This is a genomic window from Loktanella sp. DJP18 (assembly GCF_049310965.1).
Classification (GTDB): domain Bacteria; phylum Pseudomonadota; class Alphaproteobacteria; order Rhodobacterales; family Rhodobacteraceae; genus Loktanella.
Window position 1 is genome coordinate 16,008 of sequence record NZ_JBMERN010000040.1, and the last position, 15,581, is coordinate 31,588.

Consider the following 15,581-nt stretch of genomic DNA (forward strand, 5'->3'; position numbering starts at 1 on the left):
AGTGTCTCCCTATTCCGCAGGCTTGTGGCGGGCGGCGTCGCGATCGGCCGCCGTGGTGGTGGTCGACTTGCGGCTGAACATTGCGGCCAGCCGCTGACCGCCCTGCACCAGACCACCGGGCAGGAAGATGACGACGACCATGAACAACAGGCCCAGCGTCAAGTGCCAGCCTTCGCCGACGAAGGGGTGGACGAGCCAGATCAGCCCGTTCTCGAGTCCCTCGGGCAGGGCACCGAACCACTGGTGCAGCACGTTCTCGTTGATCTTGGAGACGATGTTTTCCAGGTATTTGATGACGCCGGACCCAAGGATCGGTCCGATCAGCGTGCCGACGCCGCCCAGAATCGCCATGACGACGATCTCTCCACTGGCGGTCCAGTACATCCGCTCTGCCCCGGTCAGCGGGTCCATCGCGGCCAGCAGGCCACCGGCCAGACCCGCATACATGCCCGATATGATGAAGGCCATCAGCATGTAGGGCTTGGGGTTGAGGCCGGTATAGCTCATGCGGGTCTGGTTCGACTTGATCGCCCGCAGCATCATCCCGAAAGGCGACCGGAAGATGCGGATCGACAGATAGAACCCGAGGATCAGCATCAAGGCGCAGAGGTAATAGCCGACCTCGAACGTGAACTGCCAGCCCCCCAGTTGCCAGGTGGTCGATTGCGCCATCGGCAGACCGAACAGATGCGGAGCCGTCGGGCTGCCCGCGGCGGCAAGGTACTGCGGATCGCTGTTATAGACCTGCAAGCCGGTTTCGCCATTCGTCACGATGATGCCAAGAAAGCGGCCCAGCAGGTCCGAATAGGCGATGGAATACATCATCTGCGCAAAGGCGAGCGTGAGGATCGAGAAGTAGATGCCGGACCGCCGCAGGCTGACGTATCCGATCAGCACCGAGAACAGGCCTGCCACGGCGACGCTGAGCAGGATCGACGGCACGATGTTGTAGGACAGCAGCTTGAACATCCAGACGGCGGCGTAGGACCCCAGTCCGAGGAACGCCGCGTGTCCGAAGGACAGATAACCCGTCAGCCCGAAGAGGATGTTGAACCCGATCACGAGGATGCCGAAGATCGCAAAGCGTTGCATCAGGGCGGGATACCCCGCGTTGAACGACTGCCCCAGCGACGAGTTGACGGGGAAAGGGTTCAGCAGGATCGGTGCCAGCAGCGTCAGCGCGACGACGATCAGCAGCAGCACGAAGTCCTTTTGAGTGAGACCCAGCATGGATTAGTCCTCCATCACGCCGGCGCGGCCCATCAGGCCCCGCGGACGTGTCAGCAGAATGATGATGGCGACCAGGTAGATGATGATCTGGTCGATGCCCGGCAGCACGGCCTTGACCTCGTTCATGGATGCGAAGCCCTGCAGGATACCCAGCAGAAAGCCGGCAATCACGGCACCCGGCAACGACCCCATGCCGCCGACGACGACCACGACAAAGGACAGCACCAGGAAATCCATGCCCATGTTGTAGTTGGGCGACAGGATCGGGGCATACATGGCCCCCGCAAGTCCCGCGACGGCGGCGGCAAGACCGAACATCAGGGTAAAGCGCTTGTCGATGTCGATTCCCAGCATGCCGACGGTTTCGCGGTCGGCCATGCCGGCCCGCACCACCATCCCGAAGGTCGTGAATTGCAGAAAGGAAAAGACGGCGGCGATGATGATGACCGAGAATACGAAATAGACCAGCCGCCAGATCGGATAGACGACCGCATTGGCCTGAAACCCGAGGTAGGTGCCAAGGTCGATCGACCCCGAGAACATCGGCGGCGCCGGCGACTGGATCGGATTGGCACCGTAGACCGTGCGGATGATCTCGCCCAGAACGATGGCAAGACCGAACGTCACGAGGATCTGGTCTGCGTGCGGACGCTTGTAGAAATGCTTGATCAGGCCCCGCTCCATCGCCCAGCCGACGAACAGCATGACGGGAATGACCAGAAGGATCGACAGAGGCACCGACCAGGCGATCAGCGCCTGAGCCCCGTCTGCCCCGAAGACCGAAGCGAGGTATGGCATCTGAGTCTCGAGCGGATTGCCGAGAAAGTCGGTCTGCGTGGGATCGATGACCGTATGGCTCAGCGTCAGCAGGCGCTGCATCGTGACGGCGCAGAAGGCCCCGATCATGAACAGCGCCCCGTGGGCGAAGTTCACCACACCCAGCGTGCCGAAGATCAGCGTCAGGCCCAGCGCGATCAGCGCATAGGCCGACCCCTTGTCCAGACCGTTGAGAATTTGCAGTAAGATAGCGTCCATCGGTCCGCTCCTGTAGGGGGCTCGGGCTGGTTCAAGCGCAGTTTGGAAACGGCGTCGCACATCGCGTGTGCCGGGGATGGGGCAGGCGGCGTGCGCCTGCCCCGATGGCGATCAGGCGCCCGGGTTGCATTCACCCAGCGCGCCGCCGGCGAACATCGGGTGATCTTCCGGATATTCGACCTGCGCGCGCGGTGTGGTCTCGACGATCTTCAGCGTGTCGTAGCCCACCATGTTGGCGTTGCCGGATGTGCTGGCCTGACCCTGCATGACAAGCACGTCCTTGAAGCACTGGTGATCCGCCGCACGATACAGCGTCGGGCCGTTGCCCATGCCGTCGAATTCGAAGTCCGACAATGCCTCGGCCACGGCGCAGGGGTTGAACGACCCGGCGCGTGTCACGGCATCCGCATAAAGCAGCGTCTGCACATAGCAGGTGTGTGCGGCGTTCGACGGCGGGAAGCCGTACTTTTCGCCGAACGACTTCACGAAGGCCTTGGTGCCTTCGTCTTCCAGTTGCCAGTTCCAGTTCATCGAGCCGTAGACGCCTTCGATGTTGGAGCCGGCACCCTTGGCCATCAGTTCCGAATAGAGCGGGACGATGATTTCGAAGTCCTTGCCGTTGACCTGCTTGCCCTTCAGGCCGAACTGCACGGCCTGGGTCAGAGAGTTGACCATGTCCCCGCCGTAGTGGTTCAGAACGAGGATATCGGCACCCGAGTTCAGGACCGGCGCGATGTAGGACGAGAAGTCGCCGGCACCCACGGGGGTCAGCACGTTCTGGGTGGTGCCCCAGCCCATCGCCTCGGTCGCGGCCGCCATCGATTCCTGCTGGGTCCAGCCCCAGGTGTAGTCGGCGGTCAGGTGATAGGCCTGACGGTCGGTGCCATAGGCCTTTTCCAGCACGGGGGCCAAGGCCGCGGCGGACATGTAGGCGTTGAAGAAGTGGCGGAAGCCATTCGCCTTGCGGTCCTTGCCGGTGGTGTCGTTGGAGTGGGTCAGACCCGCCATGAAGATCACACCGGCTTCCTGACACAGGCCCTGCACGGCCACGGCCACGCCCGAGGACGAGCCGCCGTTGATCATGATGCAGCCGTCCTTCTGGATCATCGACTGCGCGACTGCGCGGGCGACGTCGGACTTGGTCTGCGTGTCGCCGGTGACGAAGTTGACCTTCTTGCCCAGGATGCCTGTGCCGTCGAGGTTCTTCTGGCTGAAGGTGGCAAGCATGCCGCCGTCGCCTTCGCCATTCAGGTGCTGGACAGCAAGTTCCTGCGCACGCAGCTGGTCCAGGCCTTCTTCGGCGTAGGGGCCGGTCTGCGGCACGTTGAAGCCGAAGGTGACGGTGTCGCCGGTCGGCGCGTTGGTGAACCCGGAGTCCTGGGCTCGCAGATAGGTCGGCAACATCAACCCGGCACCGGCAACGGCCCCGGTCTTCAGCACGCCACGGCGTGAGACGTTCGATTTGAACATGGTAGTCCTCCCTCTTGTTCATTGGCCTGCGGACCCTCCCGTCCCCCGGCCTGCACTTGACAGCGCTGGCAGAACAATGCGGCTTTGCCTGGCCATCCGACAACAGCACTTTCAAAAACCCCGACGAATTTGTAAAGTAATCCACAATCTGGGTTTATGTTGTGTAAACTGGTTTGCGCGCGGATGCAGCATCACGGGGTAGGGGGAACGGCGATGGATCGGACGGGATCGCGGATCAGGGCGCGGCGGCTGGACGCGAAGATGGCGCAGCGCGACCTTGCGTTGCAGGTCGAAATCTCGCCCAGCTATCTGAACCTGATCGAACATGACCGCCGCCGGATCGGTGGCAAGCTGCTGGCCCGGATCGCCGACGCGCTCGGGCTGGAACCGGCACTGCTGTCGGACGGGGCCGACGCGGATCTTGTGGGGCGGATTCGCTCTGCCGCTGCATCGCTTGACGATATCGCGGTCGAGGCCGCGCAGGCCGGCGATCTGGCCGCACGCTATCCCGGCTGGACGCGGCTGATTGCGGCCCAGGCGGATCGCATCGCCACGCTGGACCAGCGCCTTCACCTGCTGTCCGACCGCCTGACCCACGATCCCGCGCTGTCGGAGGCGCTGCACGGCGTGATCTCGGCCGTGACCTCGATCCAGTCGACGGCGGCGATCCTGACCGGCGAAACACCGGTCGACGCGGACTGGCAGGCACGGTTCCACCGCAACATGTTCGACGATGCAGCACGGCTGGCCGAAACCTCCGGTGCCCTGATCGCCTATTTCGACACGCCCGCCGACGGGTCCGCCGCGACCCCTTCGGCGGGCGAGGCGTTGGAGCAGGTGCTGTCGCTGACCGGGTATCACCGCGCTGCGCAAGAGCCGGGGGCCGGTGCGGCGACAGCGCCGCCGGACCCGCCGCTGCCGCCCGCCGTGCGCACATTGCGCGACGCCTACGACCGACGCTACGCCGAGGACGCCGCGGCGCTGCCGCTGGATGTGCTGCAACCGGTGCTCGTGGCCGAAGGCTACGATCCGCTGCGCGTCTCTGCCCGACTGGGGCGACCTCTGGCGCAGGTGATCCGGCGGTTGGCCGGTCTGCCGCCTGCGGCCAAGGCCCCGCCGCTGGGGCTGATGATCTGCGATGCGGCCGGTGTCCTGCGCCTGCTGAAGCCGGTGCCGGGTCTGGTGCTGGCGCGCGGCGCACTCTGCCCGCTGTGGCCGATCTTTGCGGCACTGGGGCAGCCGGGACGGGCGGTGGCGGCACAGGCGGCCTTGCCGGACGCCCTTGGCACGCGGCTGGACTGCCACGCCATCGCCGAGATCACGCCCCATCCCGCCGGCCCCCACATGCCGCCCTTGATCGAGGCGGTGATGCTCATGCGGCCCGGCGTGGCCCCGGGACCCCTGCCGCCGGTGCCCGTGGGTGCGGGTTGCAGTCTCTGTCCCCGCGCCGCCTGTCCCGCACGGCGCGAACCGACCGTCGTCTGGATCGCCCAAGGGCTTTGACACCTGACCCCGCAGTCGCGATAGTCGCGCAAGGTCGCACCCTTGGGAGGGGGTGCCGCTGCATACGACAGGGGGAGGGAGCGCACCGATGGCAAGACGTGTCCTGCTGATCGAGGATGAGCCGAACATCATCGAAGCCATCAGCTTCATTCTGTCGCGGGCCGGGTTCACCGTGCACACGCACGAGGACGGCACGACCGCGATGGCCAAGGTCCGCGCCCAGCGTCCCGACATGATCATCCTCGACGTGATGCTGCCCGGACGGTCCGGCTTCGACATCCTGCGCGACCTTAGGTCAGAGGCTGCGACGGCGACGCTGCCCGTGCTGATGCTGACGGCGCGGGGGCAGGCCAAGGACCGAGAGATGGCCCATCAGCTGGGGGCCGACGTCTACATGACCAAGCCCTTTTCCAATGCCGAGATCTGCGCCCAGGTCCGCGCGATGATCGGCGACGATGTGCCCCGTGACACTCCCGCCTGATCCTCCGCGCAAGGCGGCGCGTCCGGGGCTGTTTCTGGCGCGCGACAGCTACCGCCAGCGACGCCTGCGCGATGCGGCCCGGATGCTGCCTGTGCTTGGCGCCATCATCTGGCTGATCCCGCTGATGTGGCGGCGCGAGGCGGGCGAGGCCGGCGGCATGGCCGCCGCCGTAGCCTTCGTCTTTGCGGGCTGGTTGCTGCTGATCGTGCTGGCGGGACTGGTCGTGCGCCGCCTGCGCCCCGAGGCGGATGAAACAGGCGATCCGGACGCCGCGCCGTGATGTCGTTCAACGAACTGATCGTCGTGGCCCTGGCCTATGTCGCGTTTCTGTTCGGCGTGGCCTTCATGGCGGAACGCCGTGCGCTGCGGGGGCAAGGCGGCTGGCTGCGGTTGCCGATCGTCTATACCCTGTCGCTGTCGATCTACTGCACCGCCTGGACCTTCTACGGCGCTGTCGGCTACGCCGCCCGGTCGGGGCTGGAGTTCGTGACGATCTACCTTGGCCCGACGCTGGTCATGGTCGGCTGGTGGTGGATCCTGCGCCGTCTCGTGCGGATCGGACGGATGCAGCGGATCACGTCCATCGCGGACCTGATCTCGGCCCGGTTCGGCAAGTCGACGACGCTCGGCGTCATCGTGACGATCATGGCTATCGTCGCAGCAACCCCCTACATCGCCCTGCAACTGCAATCCGTCACCCTGTCGTTCCAGGTCTTCGCCCGTGCCGGCGGGTCCGAGTGGGGGGCCGCCGAGATCAACCGCGCCGCCGTCTGGATTGCCATCGGTCTGGGGTTCTTCACCGTCCTGTTCGGCACCCGCAACCTCGATGCGAACGAGCGTCACCACGGTGTCGTCATCGCCATCGCGGTCGAGGCGGTGGTAAAGCTCGTGGCCCTTCTTGCCGTCGGCATCTTCGTCGTCTGGGGCCTGTCGGACGGGGCCGCTGCGGTGCTGTCGGAAATCGAGGCGTCGCCCATCGCGGACTGGACGCAATCCGGCAGCCGCTGGGCCGCGCTGATCTTCCTCTCCGCCGCGGCCTTTCTGTGCCTGCCGCGCATGTTCCAGGTCATGGTGGTCGAAAATGCGGATGAGAGGCACCTGCAGACCGCAAGCTGGGCCTTTCCGCTTTACCTCATGCTGATGAGCCTTTTCGTCATTCCCATCGCCGTGGTCGGTTTGCGGATCATGCCGCCGGGATCGAACCCGGACCTGTTCGTGCTGACCCTGCCGCTCAGCCAGGGCCAGCAGGGGTTGGCGACGCTGTCGTTCCTCGGCGGCTTCTCCTCGGCCACATCGATGGTGATCGTGGCGACCATCGCGCTGGCGACGATGGTGTCGAACCATATCGTGCTGCCGCTGTGGATGCGGTCGGGGGCGGGACCCGGTGCCATGATGTCGGGGGATGTGCGCCGCGTCGTCGTGCTGGCCCGCAGGCTGTCCATCGCGGGCGTGCTGGCGCTGGGGTATCTCTACTTCCGCCTGTCGGGTGGCGGCACGGCGCTGGCGGCCATCGGCCTCGTGTCGTTTTCCGGCGTGGTGCAGGTGCTGCCCGCGATGCTGGGCGGCATCTTCTGGCGGGGTGCGACGCGGACGGGCGCGATCCTTGGCCTGACGTCGGGCTTTGCGGTCTGGGTCTGGTGCCTGTTCCTGCCCAGTTTCGGTGCCGGCGCGGTCATCCCGCTGGACGTGATGGCGGACGGCCCCTTCGGGCTGGGCTGGCTGCGGCCAGAGGCGCTGTTCGGCATCGCGGGCGTCGATCCGGTGCTGCACGGCCTTCTGTGGTCGCTGCTGCTGAACACCGGCCTGTTCTTTGCCGGGTCCGTGCTGTCCTTTCCGACGCCGCTGGAACGCCTGCAAGGCGCGCAGTTCGTCAACGTCTTCGATCATTCCCCCAGCGGTCCCGCTTGGGCGCGGTCCGCCGCCACGGCCGAGGATCTGCTGATCATGTCCCAGCGCATCCTGGGTGCCCCGCAGGCGCAGGCGATCTTTGCCCGCGCCGCAGCCCGTCAGGGCAAGACGGACACGCTGCCCGACGTGACCCCCGCCTTCATCGCCGCACTGGAGAGAGAGCTGTCGGGCTCCGTCGGTGCCGCGACCGCCCATGCGATGATCGTGCAGCTGACCCAGGGGGCCGCCGTCACCGTGGACGATCTGATCGCGCTGGCCGACGAGACGGCGCAGATTCTGGAATACTCCAACCGCCTGCAGGCCAAGTCCGAGGAGCAGGACCGCACCGCCCGCGCCCTGCGCGACGCCAACGCCAAGCTGATGGCGCTGTCGGTGCAGAAGGACGCCTTCCTGTCGCAGATCAGCCACGAGCTGCGCACGCCAATGACCTCGATCCGGTCATTTTCGGACATCCTGCGCGGCGGCGACGTGGCGCCGCAGGACGCCACCCGCATGGCCGGGATCATCAATGCCGAGGCGCTGCGCCTGACCCGGCTGCTGGACGATCTGCTGGACCTGTCCGTGCTGGAAAACGGCCAGGTCACGCTGCATGTCCAGCGCGGGCGGCTCGATGCGCTGCTTGACCGCGCCGAGGCGGCCGCCGGCGTGTCCGGTGGCGGTCTGCGGATCACGCGGTCGCTGCCGGACGATCCGGTCTGGCTGGACACCGACCTTGACCGGTTGTGTCAGGTCTTCATCAATCTGATCGCCAACGCCGCGAAATATTGCGACGCCCCGGCTCCGGCGCTCACCATCACTGCGCACCCGGTCGAGGGGCGACAAATCGTCGATTTCGCCGACAACGGACGCGGCATCGCCGCCCCCGACCGCGCCGTCATCTTCGAGAAATTCTCGCGCCTTGGTGATTCGTCGCGCGCGGGCGGTGCGGGCCTCGGCCTTGCCATCTGCAAGGAAATCATGACGCGCCTTGGCGGTGACGTGTCCTATGTCGCGACCGGCACTGGGGCCTGTTTCCGTGTCTCCCTGCCGCAGACGCCGCTGGTCCCGTCGAAAGACCCTGCCTTGGCTGCCGCGCATTAGGATTGCCGAAACCAATTTGCGCGACATCTGGGGGCGGTCCGCACCGCGACGCGGACGCCAGTAACGAGGGACAGCATGACATTGGGGACGGGCACCGGCGTTCTGCACCGCATGACGCAGCGCCAGCAACCGGATGCGCCGGATGTGCCGCTGACCGCGTCGCGCGCGGTGCGGCTGGCGCTCGCACGCGGTGCGCAGTCCAGCGTCGGGATGAAGGTCACGGTCGGCAGCGTCGGCGAACAGGCCCTCCCGCTCGACCCGCTGTTGACGGAATTCGATGACGACATGCTGCTGCTGGCCCTGACCCGCGACGGCGCGATCTGCGGCCTGCTGGCCTGCGACGCGGGCCTCGTCGCCGCGACGATCGAGGTGATGACCACCGGCCGGATCGGGACAAGCCCGCCCGAGACCCGCCGCGTGACCCGAACCGAATGTACCCTTGTCCAGACCCTGCTGCGCGCCATCCTGGATGAGATGGAGGAGACGACGGCCCGCACCGCCCTGGATGGCTGGACCCGGAACGTGGGTCTTGGCCAGCGGTTCGACACTTGCCGCGCCGCGAGCTTCGCCTTGACGGACCGCACCTATCGGCTGATGCGCCTGTCGCTTGACTGCGGTGCGCCGGAACGTCAGGGCGCGCTGCTGCTGGCCCTACCCTTGCAGCCGTCGGCCATGCCGCAGGCGCAGGTCGTGATCCATGACGCGCCGATCGTGGACTGGCACACCCAATTCCGCGCCGCCGTCATGGCGGCACCGGCGCGGCTGGATGCGGTCCTGCACCGCTTGAAGGTGCCGCTGTCCACGCTGACGTCGCTCGAGGTCGGCCAGTGCCTGCCGTTGCCGGGCTGCACCGTCGGGATGGTGCGGCTGGTGGACTCGGCCGGTCGCACGGTCGCACGGGGGCGTCTGGGACAGATTGCAGGTCAGATCGCCGTGCGCGTGCAGGCAGAAGCCGACGCAATCCCGATGACCGAGATGGACCACACCTCGGACGCGGGGATCGACAGGCGCAGCGGCGTTCGCACACGCGCCGGCGACAAGGCCGCCCCGCAATTCACCATGGGCGAGGTTGACGAGGCCGACTGGTCCGCCGCACCGCAGCCGCTTGCCCTTTAGAACTTGCCGCAGGCATGTGCCCGCAACAGGTAGCGACAGACCGGGCCTGTCGTTTTGCCGCAAAGGGCTCTCCCGGCCTCCGGACCCGTCGGGCAGGCCAGGACCCCTGACACAGGTCCCGTCCTGCCGCAGGTCACCCGCGCGCCGCGCCAGTTCAGGCCAGGCGGTTGCGCAGGCCGTTCAGGTCGTAGCCCGCCTGCGCGCCGGCCGCAATGATCTCGTCCGGGTCCATCTCTCCGGCCTGACCCAGCGCCCAGACGATGGTGGACCGCGTGCCGGACGCGCAATAGGCCAGGGTCTTGCCCGAGGCGGCCGCAGCGTTCTGGATCGCGACCATCTCGGCGTTCAGACCCTGATGCGTGACGGGATTGACGACGAAGGTCAGACCCTCCGCCTCGATCGCGGTGCGCATCGCATCGGCCTGATGGCTGGGCGGCACTTCTGCGTCCGGGCGGTTGCAGATGACTGTGACAAAGCCCGCCGCCTTGATCGCGCCGGCGTCGGCGGGGTCGATCTGGGGGCTGGCCGCAAAGGCGGGGGTGATCGGGCGTATATCCATGACGCAGGCATAGCCCCCCGGGTGTCGTGCGTCCAGCCGCCATGCTTTGGGCAGGGGCATGATCTGCCGGCCGGGCGATCCTGTGGTGGGCACCCGGGGCCACACGCGAGCGACAGCCTTGTCATCATCCTTCCCGCCTCGGTCAGGACGGGTTACGGTGCCTGCCAGATCCCGACCCCTCCGCCGATCGCGACACACCTGCAAGGGCCACGCATGTCACAGACCCCGTCATCCGATCCCGCCGATAGGGCCGCCGCTCTGTTCAAGCGGCTGGCCAACCCGATGCGGCTGTCGCTGATGCTGGCGCTGCGCGACGGGCCGCAGTCGGTCAGCGCCCTGCAAGAGGCGGTGGGTGCCCCGCAGCCCGTCGTGTCCGTGAACCTGTCCCGCATGCGCGGCGATGGACTCGTGACCTGCCAGCGCACCGATGCCGACGCGCGGATCATGGTTTATGCGCTGGCCGACTCGCGCGTGTTGCACCTGATCGACATGGCCGCCGCCCCTTAGGCCAGCAACACGCCCACGACGACCATCATCAGCCCCAGGACCGCCAGCAGGAACGAGGCGAGGTTCACCGGCATCATCTGCGCGACCCTGACCCGCAGGGCCGCGTCGTCCGACCCGCGCGCCTTGGCCCGCAGGACCGCCACGACGGCATAAAGCACGCCGCACAGCCCCACAACGGACAGCAGCGCACCACCCCAGATCACGTAGGTCATCCTGCAGCCCCTCGTTGTTGCGCGGTCCCGCTACCGCGGCAGCGCGCACCTTGCAAGGGGCGGGGGCAGGGGCTAGGAACGGGGCCTGACCGCAGCCGCAGGAGCCTTCACCGATGTCCGACACCGCCACCACAATCCAGACCGAGAATGTCGCCGGCGAGGAACTGCGTCAGTTCATCGAACGGTACGAGCGTCTGGAGGCGGAAAAGAAGGACATCGCCGACGCCCAGAAGGAAGTCATGGCCGAGGCCAAGGGCCGCGGCTACGACGTGAAGGTCATCCGCAAGATCATCGCGATCCGCAAACGCGACAAGGACGATCTGGACGAGGAAGAGGCCGTGATGGAAATGTACATGGCCGCTCTCGGCATGAGCTGAGAGTCCGTAGCAAGGCACGACGCCTAGGGCATGATGAAGGTGACGTCGGTCATCTGCGCGATCCGGGCCACGTCTTCCTCGTAGGCGTCAGACAGGTCGGCGATATCCTCGGCAGTCATCCCGGGCAGGTCGATGGTCTCCTCGACCTCCTCGTTCAGCGCATACTTGTCGAGGAACGCGGCGATCACCCGTCGCTTGTGCGCATCGGTCTTGGGCGGATGGGCCTGCATGTAGGCCAGAAACCGGCTCATGCCTTCGTGCGACATGATCGAGGCCAACAGATCGAAGCCGCCGGTGATCTTCACGTCGTGTTCCAGCCCCGCGATGTCGCGCACGAGGTCCGCCCAGATCATGGGCGTGTCCTCGTTGCACCAGACGGTCAGCGTGGCCTGCGGGGCAGAGGCGCGAATGCGCCTGACCAGGTCCGACCACATCACGTCATGCGGATCGCGTCCCTGCATGAAGGCGGCAAAGCTGTCGGCCTTCGACCGGCGATAGGTGTCCGGCAGAAAGGTCGCCGGATCGCGCACCGCAAGGTAGATGTCGATTTCGTCGTCCGGAAAAAGCTGCAACATGCCGCACAGCTTGAATTCCATCTGACTGTAGAGGATTTCGTTGTCGAAGATCCGGTTCGGGATGCAGATGAAGTTCGTGTTGCTCATCACCAGCCGCTGCGGCGTTTCGGCGTCGAGGATCGCGTCCAGCAGGATCTGACGCGTGTTTGCCGCAGGCGCCGCGCCGTTGAGGTTCTGGATCGTCTCGCGGATCAGGCGTCGATACTTGCCGGGGCCGGGGACCGCCACGCCGTGCTGCGCCAGGACGTCGCCATTCTTCAGGATCGACTTCAGCAGCCGGTCTTCGTCGGTGCAGTTGGCCCCGATATGCAATGCGATTTCCATGACTTGCCCTGCGTCGAATTTCTTGTTCGTGTTGCCCGGCATCATAACCGGAAATCTGGACAGGGGAACCGCTTTCCGCTAGGCGCTCACCTCATGTCAGACCAAAGCACTCAGGTATTGCGACCCCGCCGGCCGCGTGCGACCTTCGACTTCTGGTCGATCGGTGCGGTGCTGATCGCCTGCGTGGTCATGGCCCCATTGATCGCCGTCATCTGGTTTGCGGTCACGCCGACGGACAACATCTGGCCGCACCTGCTGTCGACGACCTTGCCGCGCTACATGGCCAATACCGGACTCCTCATGGTGGGGACAGGTGCGATGACGGCCGTGATCGGGACCGTGACCGCTTGGCTGGTCGTGATGTACCGCTTTCCGGGGCGAGCCTGGCTGCAATGGGCGTTGCTGATGCCGCTGGCCGTGCCGGCCTATGTCGGGGCCTATGCACTTGTCGATTTCCTCGACTATGCCGGCCCGGTCCAGACCGGGCTGCGCGACATCTTCGGCTGGTCCAACTCGCGCGATTACTGGTTCCCTCAGATCCGCACCCGCTGGGCCGCCGTCGCCGTGATCGGGGCAGCGCTCTATCCTTATGTCTACCTCTTGGCCCGGGCCGCGTTTCGCGAACAAAGCGGTGCCGGATACGAGGTCGCCCGCGCCCTCGGGGCCGGACCCGTCGCGCGGTTCCTGCGCGTCGGCGTGCCATTGGCCCGCCCCGCCATCGCCGCCGGCGTGGCCGTCGTGATGATGGAAACGGTGAACGACTTCGGCACCGTCGATTATTTTGCCGTGCAGACGTTGACCACCGGCATCTTCTCGGTCTGGCGCCAAGGCGGCAATCTGGGCGGTGCGGCGCAGATCGCCTGCGTGATCCTGTCGGTCATCGTGGTTCTGGTGGGGTTGGAGAAGGCGTCACGTCGCCGGTCCCGCTTTGCCGTCTCGGCCCGCAACGTGCGGCCCGTGACACCGGCGCGCCTGCAAGGGGCAGGCGCATGGGTTGCGACGCTGGCCTGCCTCTTGCCGGTGCTGGCCGGCTTCGTGCTGCCAGTCGCGGTGCTGACGTCGCACGCGCTCACGGCCGCGCAATGGACAGCACCCGGACTGGCCGAGGCGCTGGTCCGCACGCTTCTGGTATGCGGCGCGGCCGCCCTTCTGGCCGTGCTTGGCGGAGTCTTCATGGTCTACGGCACACGGCTGTCAGGCCGTCGCCTGCCGCAATTGCTGTTGCCGGTGACGGCGCTGGGCTATGCCGCCCCTGGTGCCGTGCTGGCGTTGGGCATCCTGGTGCCGATGGCAGCCTTCGACAACGGATTGGCCGACCTGATCCTGTCGATCACCGGCAACGACCCCGGCTTGATGCTGACCGGCAGCGCAGGTGTTCTGGTCCTCGCCTATGTCGTGCGCTTCTTCGCGATCTCCGAAGGGGCCGCGGACGCCGCGCTGGGCCGCGTGCCGGCCAGCCTGCCGATGGCCGCACGGTCGCTGGGTCGGTCGGCCGGTCAGACGTTGCGCGCCGTCCACCTGCCGCTGATCCGCGCCAGCGTCGGCTCGGCTTTGCTGCTGACCTTCGTGGACGCGGTCAAGGAACTGCCCGCGACCCTGATGCTGTACAACCACGACACCCTGTCCACCCGCGTCTACGCCAAGGCCAGTCTCGAGGACATCGCCCAGGCCGCCCCCGCCGCGCTGGTGATCTGCGCCGTCGGTCTGGTCGCCGTGACCCTGCTGGCCCGCGCCAACCGCTAGCCCCTTGCAAGCCCGCCCCCGCCGCGCTATTTCGCCGACAGTGCCCCTATAGCTCAGCTGGTAGAGCAACTGATTTGTAATCAGTAGGTCCGCGGTTCGAGTCCGTGTGGGGGCACCAGTTAGAATCAATTTACCTTTTGAAATCAAAGGCGTAATTGAGCCGTGTCGTCTATCTTCCCCCTTTGTGTCCCCCTTGGCGCGTGCGGTGGCCCCGTTTTCCGCAGCTATTTTATTCGAACTCCGCAGCCAATCCACAGTCGCGTCCAGCGACGGCGCTTCAAGTTCGCCATATCGCTATTCGGCCGCACCCGGCGGCGCGTAATCAGGCAGTCAGCAGCGCGGCTTGTGACGTATCGCCGTCGAGATCGAATTTCGGACCGACGGCGATTGCATCCAGTCCAATGCGTTTCAGCCATCGCTTGAATACAGCCGGCACGATACCGATGATCTGCGAAATGCCCAAAGCGCGCGCCGATTCGATCATTTGCAGCATCAGAATCGTCTGGATCTCTGCGCGGCGAGCGGCCGGAACCTTTGCACTGACAAAGAGGCGTGTCGCTTCCCAGATATGCTTCGATACCGGTGCCTCGAAGTGCAGCGGATCCAGCGGAAGACCGTCGAGCAGACCAAGTTGAGCGTCTCGAATCATGTAGCTGTGAAGGCCGCAGCGGGCCGTCGTCGGTGCTATGCGGATGCCGGCCAGAACCTCACCGAACTCATGGACGACGACCCAGCGCGCCTCTGGCGTGTCGTATTGGTCGAATTCCATGCCATCCGTTTCGGGTAATTTCCAACCCTTCGACACGATGAAAACTTCGCGGCGTTCCTTGAGGTAGCTGATGAACAGCTCTCCATAGTGATGCATGTTCATTAGCGACAGAGTTGTCGCCCTCAGCTGACGATTGGGCCGGAGCAGTTGCTCTACGGTCAGAATTGTTTTCTCGTTGCCGGATGGAGGAGATTTCGAGACGACCGTTTCCAGGGGCGGAAGTAGACTTGCTTTTGACTCATTCATCGGAAGAAAATCCCGCATGCTCGTTGCACCTATGAAACGTATTGTCTACAGTCGTGACACGATAGCCCCGCTTGCTCCATATTGACGCCACATTGCTTGCCTATACGGTCCGAAGTGTGGTTTCCAAGTATCATGAAATCGTTTGTCTGGATCGTTCCCCCAAAGATCAGGTGCAAAGTAAAGTGGAGATGAGCAGACCATCTGGTATTTCGGTTGCCGTGCCAACGCCACATGATGTGGTTTTGCTAAAGCAGATGAAGGATTACGCAGCAATCGGCATGAAGCTGGTGTGGCAGCGCGCCGTCATTTTTGTTGCGGCACTTGTCCTGGCGGGATTTTACTACAGTCTCGAATTGGCGCTTGCTGCCGGGGCGATGATCGTCGTGTCGGAAGCTTACGATTACATCGTCTTGCGCCAGATCATGGATAAAAATGACGATGATGCT

Annotated in this window: 15 protein-coding genes, 1 tRNA gene and 1 pseudogene; 10 read left to right on the top strand and 7 right to left on the bottom strand. The window is 65.4% G+C overall.

The features are described from left to right. Nucleotides 1-9: 9 nt before the first annotated feature. From ACOI1H_RS12825 to ACOI1H_RS12835, 3 genes are all read right to left on the bottom strand, one after another. Nucleotides 10-1,230, bottom strand: coding sequence for a branched-chain amino acid ABC transporter permease (locus ACOI1H_RS12825; protein WP_422437982.1), 1,221 nt, complete (start codon nt 1,228-1,230; stop codon nt 10-12). A gap of 3 nt (nt 1,231-1,233) precedes the next feature. After that, nucleotides 1,234-2,265, bottom strand: coding sequence for a branched-chain amino acid ABC transporter permease (locus tag ACOI1H_RS12830; protein ID WP_422437984.1), 1,032 nt, complete (start codon nt 2,263-2,265; stop codon nt 1,234-1,236). Between the two features lie 111 nt (nt 2,266-2,376). Continuing rightward, complete coding sequence (locus tag ACOI1H_RS12835) at nt 2,377-3,735, bottom strand: substrate-binding protein (protein WP_422437985.1); 1,359 nt, start codon at nt 3,733-3,735, stop codon at nt 2,377-2,379. 213 nt (nt 3,736-3,948) lie between these two features. Here ACOI1H_RS12835 and ACOI1H_RS12840 point away from each other — a divergent pair, with 213 nt between their 5' ends. From ACOI1H_RS12840 to ACOI1H_RS12860, 5 genes are all read left to right on the top strand, one after another. After that, nucleotides 3,949-5,238 carry a helix-turn-helix domain-containing protein gene (locus ACOI1H_RS12840; RefSeq protein ID WP_422437987.1) on the top strand — a complete coding sequence of 430 codons (1,290 nt, stop codon included), beginning with the start codon at nt 3,949-3,951 and terminating at the stop codon, nt 5,236-5,238. Nucleotides 5,239-5,326: 88 nt separating this feature from the next. Continuing rightward, complete coding sequence (locus ACOI1H_RS12845; protein WP_422437988.1) at nt 5,327-5,719, top strand: response regulator transcription factor; 393 nt, start codon at nt 5,327-5,329, stop codon at nt 5,717-5,719. Next, the gene (locus tag ACOI1H_RS12850) at nt 5,703-5,999 is read left to right on the top strand and encodes a hypothetical protein (protein ID WP_422437990.1); all 297 of its coding nucleotides are present in this window, start codon (nt 5,703-5,705) and stop codon (nt 5,997-5,999) included. The genes ACOI1H_RS12845 and ACOI1H_RS12850 overlap by 17 nt, the downstream gene beginning before the upstream one ends. After that, nucleotides 5,996-8,707, top strand: a complete 2,712-nt coding sequence (locus ACOI1H_RS12855; protein WP_422437991.1) for an ATP-binding protein — start codon at nt 5,996-5,998, stop codon at nt 8,705-8,707. The genes ACOI1H_RS12850 and ACOI1H_RS12855 overlap by 4 nt, the downstream gene beginning before the upstream one ends. 75 nt (nt 8,708-8,782) lie before the next feature. Further along, nucleotides 8,783-9,823, top strand: a complete 1,041-nt coding sequence (locus ACOI1H_RS12860) for a FliM/FliN family flagellar motor switch protein (protein ID WP_422437992.1) — start codon at nt 8,783-8,785, stop codon at nt 9,821-9,823. Nucleotides 9,824-9,977: 154 nt separating this feature from the next. On the opposite strand, the gene ACOI1H_RS12865 is transcribed toward ACOI1H_RS12860, so the two are convergent. Continuing rightward, nucleotides 9,978-10,382, bottom strand: coding sequence for a TIGR01244 family sulfur transferase (locus ACOI1H_RS12865; protein WP_422438009.1), 405 nt, complete (start codon nt 10,380-10,382; stop codon nt 9,978-9,980). Nucleotides 10,383-10,595: 213 nt separating this feature from the next. Between ACOI1H_RS12865 and ACOI1H_RS12870 the strand changes: the two genes are divergently transcribed. After that, a complete protein-coding gene (locus ACOI1H_RS12870) occupies nt 10,596-10,889 on the top strand; it encodes an ArsR/SmtB family transcription factor (protein WP_422437994.1) in 294 nt (97 codons plus the stop codon). Here the strand turns inward: ACOI1H_RS12870 and ACOI1H_RS12875 are convergent. Continuing rightward, nucleotides 10,886-11,101, bottom strand: coding sequence for a hypothetical protein (locus ACOI1H_RS12875; RefSeq protein WP_422437995.1), 216 nt, complete (start codon nt 11,099-11,101; stop codon nt 10,886-10,888). The two genes, ACOI1H_RS12870 and ACOI1H_RS12875, sit on opposite strands and share 4 nt — an antisense overlap. 113 nt (nt 11,102-11,214) lie before the next feature. On the opposite strand from ACOI1H_RS12875, the gene ACOI1H_RS12880 reads away from it, so the two are divergent. Then, on the top strand, nt 11,215-11,478 hold the full coding sequence (locus ACOI1H_RS12880; protein ID WP_422437997.1) for a DUF2312 domain-containing protein: 264 nt from the start codon (nt 11,215-11,217) through the stop codon (nt 11,476-11,478). Between the two features lie 23 nt (nt 11,479-11,501). On the opposite strand, the gene ACOI1H_RS12885 is transcribed toward ACOI1H_RS12880, so the two are convergent. After that, nucleotides 11,502-12,377 (bottom strand): hypothetical protein, encoded by an 876-nt coding sequence (locus tag ACOI1H_RS12885; protein WP_422437999.1) that lies wholly within the window; start codon nt 12,375-12,377, stop codon nt 11,502-11,504. A gap of 93 nt (nt 12,378-12,470) precedes the next feature. Here ACOI1H_RS12885 and ACOI1H_RS12890 point away from each other — a divergent pair, with 93 nt between their 5' ends. Continuing rightward, entirely contained in the window at nt 12,471-14,120 is a 1,650-nt protein-coding gene (locus ACOI1H_RS12890; protein WP_422438001.1) for an ABC transporter permease, read from the top strand. Between the two features lie 42 nt (nt 14,121-14,162). After that, nucleotides 14,163-14,238, top strand: a tRNA-Thr gene (locus ACOI1H_RS12895). Between the two features lie 204 nt (nt 14,239-14,442). Here the strand turns inward: ACOI1H_RS12895 and ACOI1H_RS12900 are convergent. After that, complete coding sequence (locus ACOI1H_RS12900) at nt 14,443-15,153, bottom strand: acyl-homoserine-lactone synthase (RefSeq protein ID WP_422438003.1); 711 nt, start codon at nt 15,151-15,153, stop codon at nt 14,443-14,445. 53 nt (nt 15,154-15,206) lie between these two features. On the opposite strand from ACOI1H_RS12900, the pseudogene ACOI1H_RS12905 reads away from it, so the two are divergent. Then, a pseudogene (locus ACOI1H_RS12905) lies at nt 15,207-15,581 on the top strand (hypothetical protein); the annotation flags it as partial.

Bases quoted from the DNA above. Each gene is read 5' to 3' on its own strand.
- ACOI1H_RS12825 (WP_422437982.1), bottom strand. From the start codon at position 1,230: ATGCTGGGTCTCACTCAAAAGGACTTCGTGCTGCTGCTGATCGTCGTC.
- ACOI1H_RS12830 (WP_422437984.1), bottom strand. From the start codon at position 2,265: ATGGACGCTATCTTACTGCAAATTCTCAACGGTCTGGACAAGGGGTCG.
- ACOI1H_RS12835 (WP_422437985.1), bottom strand. From the start codon at position 3,735: ATGTTCAAATCGAACGTCTCACGCCGTGGCGTGCTGAAGACCGGGGCC.
- ACOI1H_RS12840 (WP_422437987.1), top strand. From the start codon at position 3,949: ATGGATCGGACGGGATCGCGGATCAGGGCGCGGCGGCTGGACGCGAAG.
- ACOI1H_RS12845 (WP_422437988.1), top strand. From the start codon at position 5,327: ATGGCAAGACGTGTCCTGCTGATCGAGGATGAGCCGAACATCATCGAA.
- ACOI1H_RS12860 (WP_422437992.1), top strand. From the start codon at position 8,783: ATGACATTGGGGACGGGCACCGGCGTTCTGCACCGCATGACGCAGCGC.
- ACOI1H_RS12865 (WP_422438009.1), bottom strand. From the start codon at position 10,382: ATGGATATACGCCCGATCACCCCCGCCTTTGCGGCCAGCCCCCAGATC.
- ACOI1H_RS12870 (WP_422437994.1), top strand. From the start codon at position 10,596: ATGTCACAGACCCCGTCATCCGATCCCGCCGATAGGGCCGCCGCTCTG.
- ACOI1H_RS12875 (WP_422437995.1), bottom strand. From the start codon at position 11,101: ATGACCTACGTGATCTGGGGTGGTGCGCTGCTGTCCGTTGTGGGGCTG.
- ACOI1H_RS12880 (WP_422437997.1), top strand. From the start codon at position 11,215: ATGTCCGACACCGCCACCACAATCCAGACCGAGAATGTCGCCGGCGAG.
- ACOI1H_RS12885 (WP_422437999.1), bottom strand. From the start codon at position 12,377: ATGGAAATCGCATTGCATATCGGGGCCAACTGCACCGACGAAGACCGG.
- ACOI1H_RS12890 (WP_422438001.1), top strand. From the start codon at position 12,471: ATGTCAGACCAAAGCACTCAGGTATTGCGACCCCGCCGGCCGCGTGCG.
- ACOI1H_RS12900 (WP_422438003.1), bottom strand. From the start codon at position 15,153: ATGCGGGATTTTCTTCCGATGAATGAGTCAAAAGCAAGTCTACTTCCG.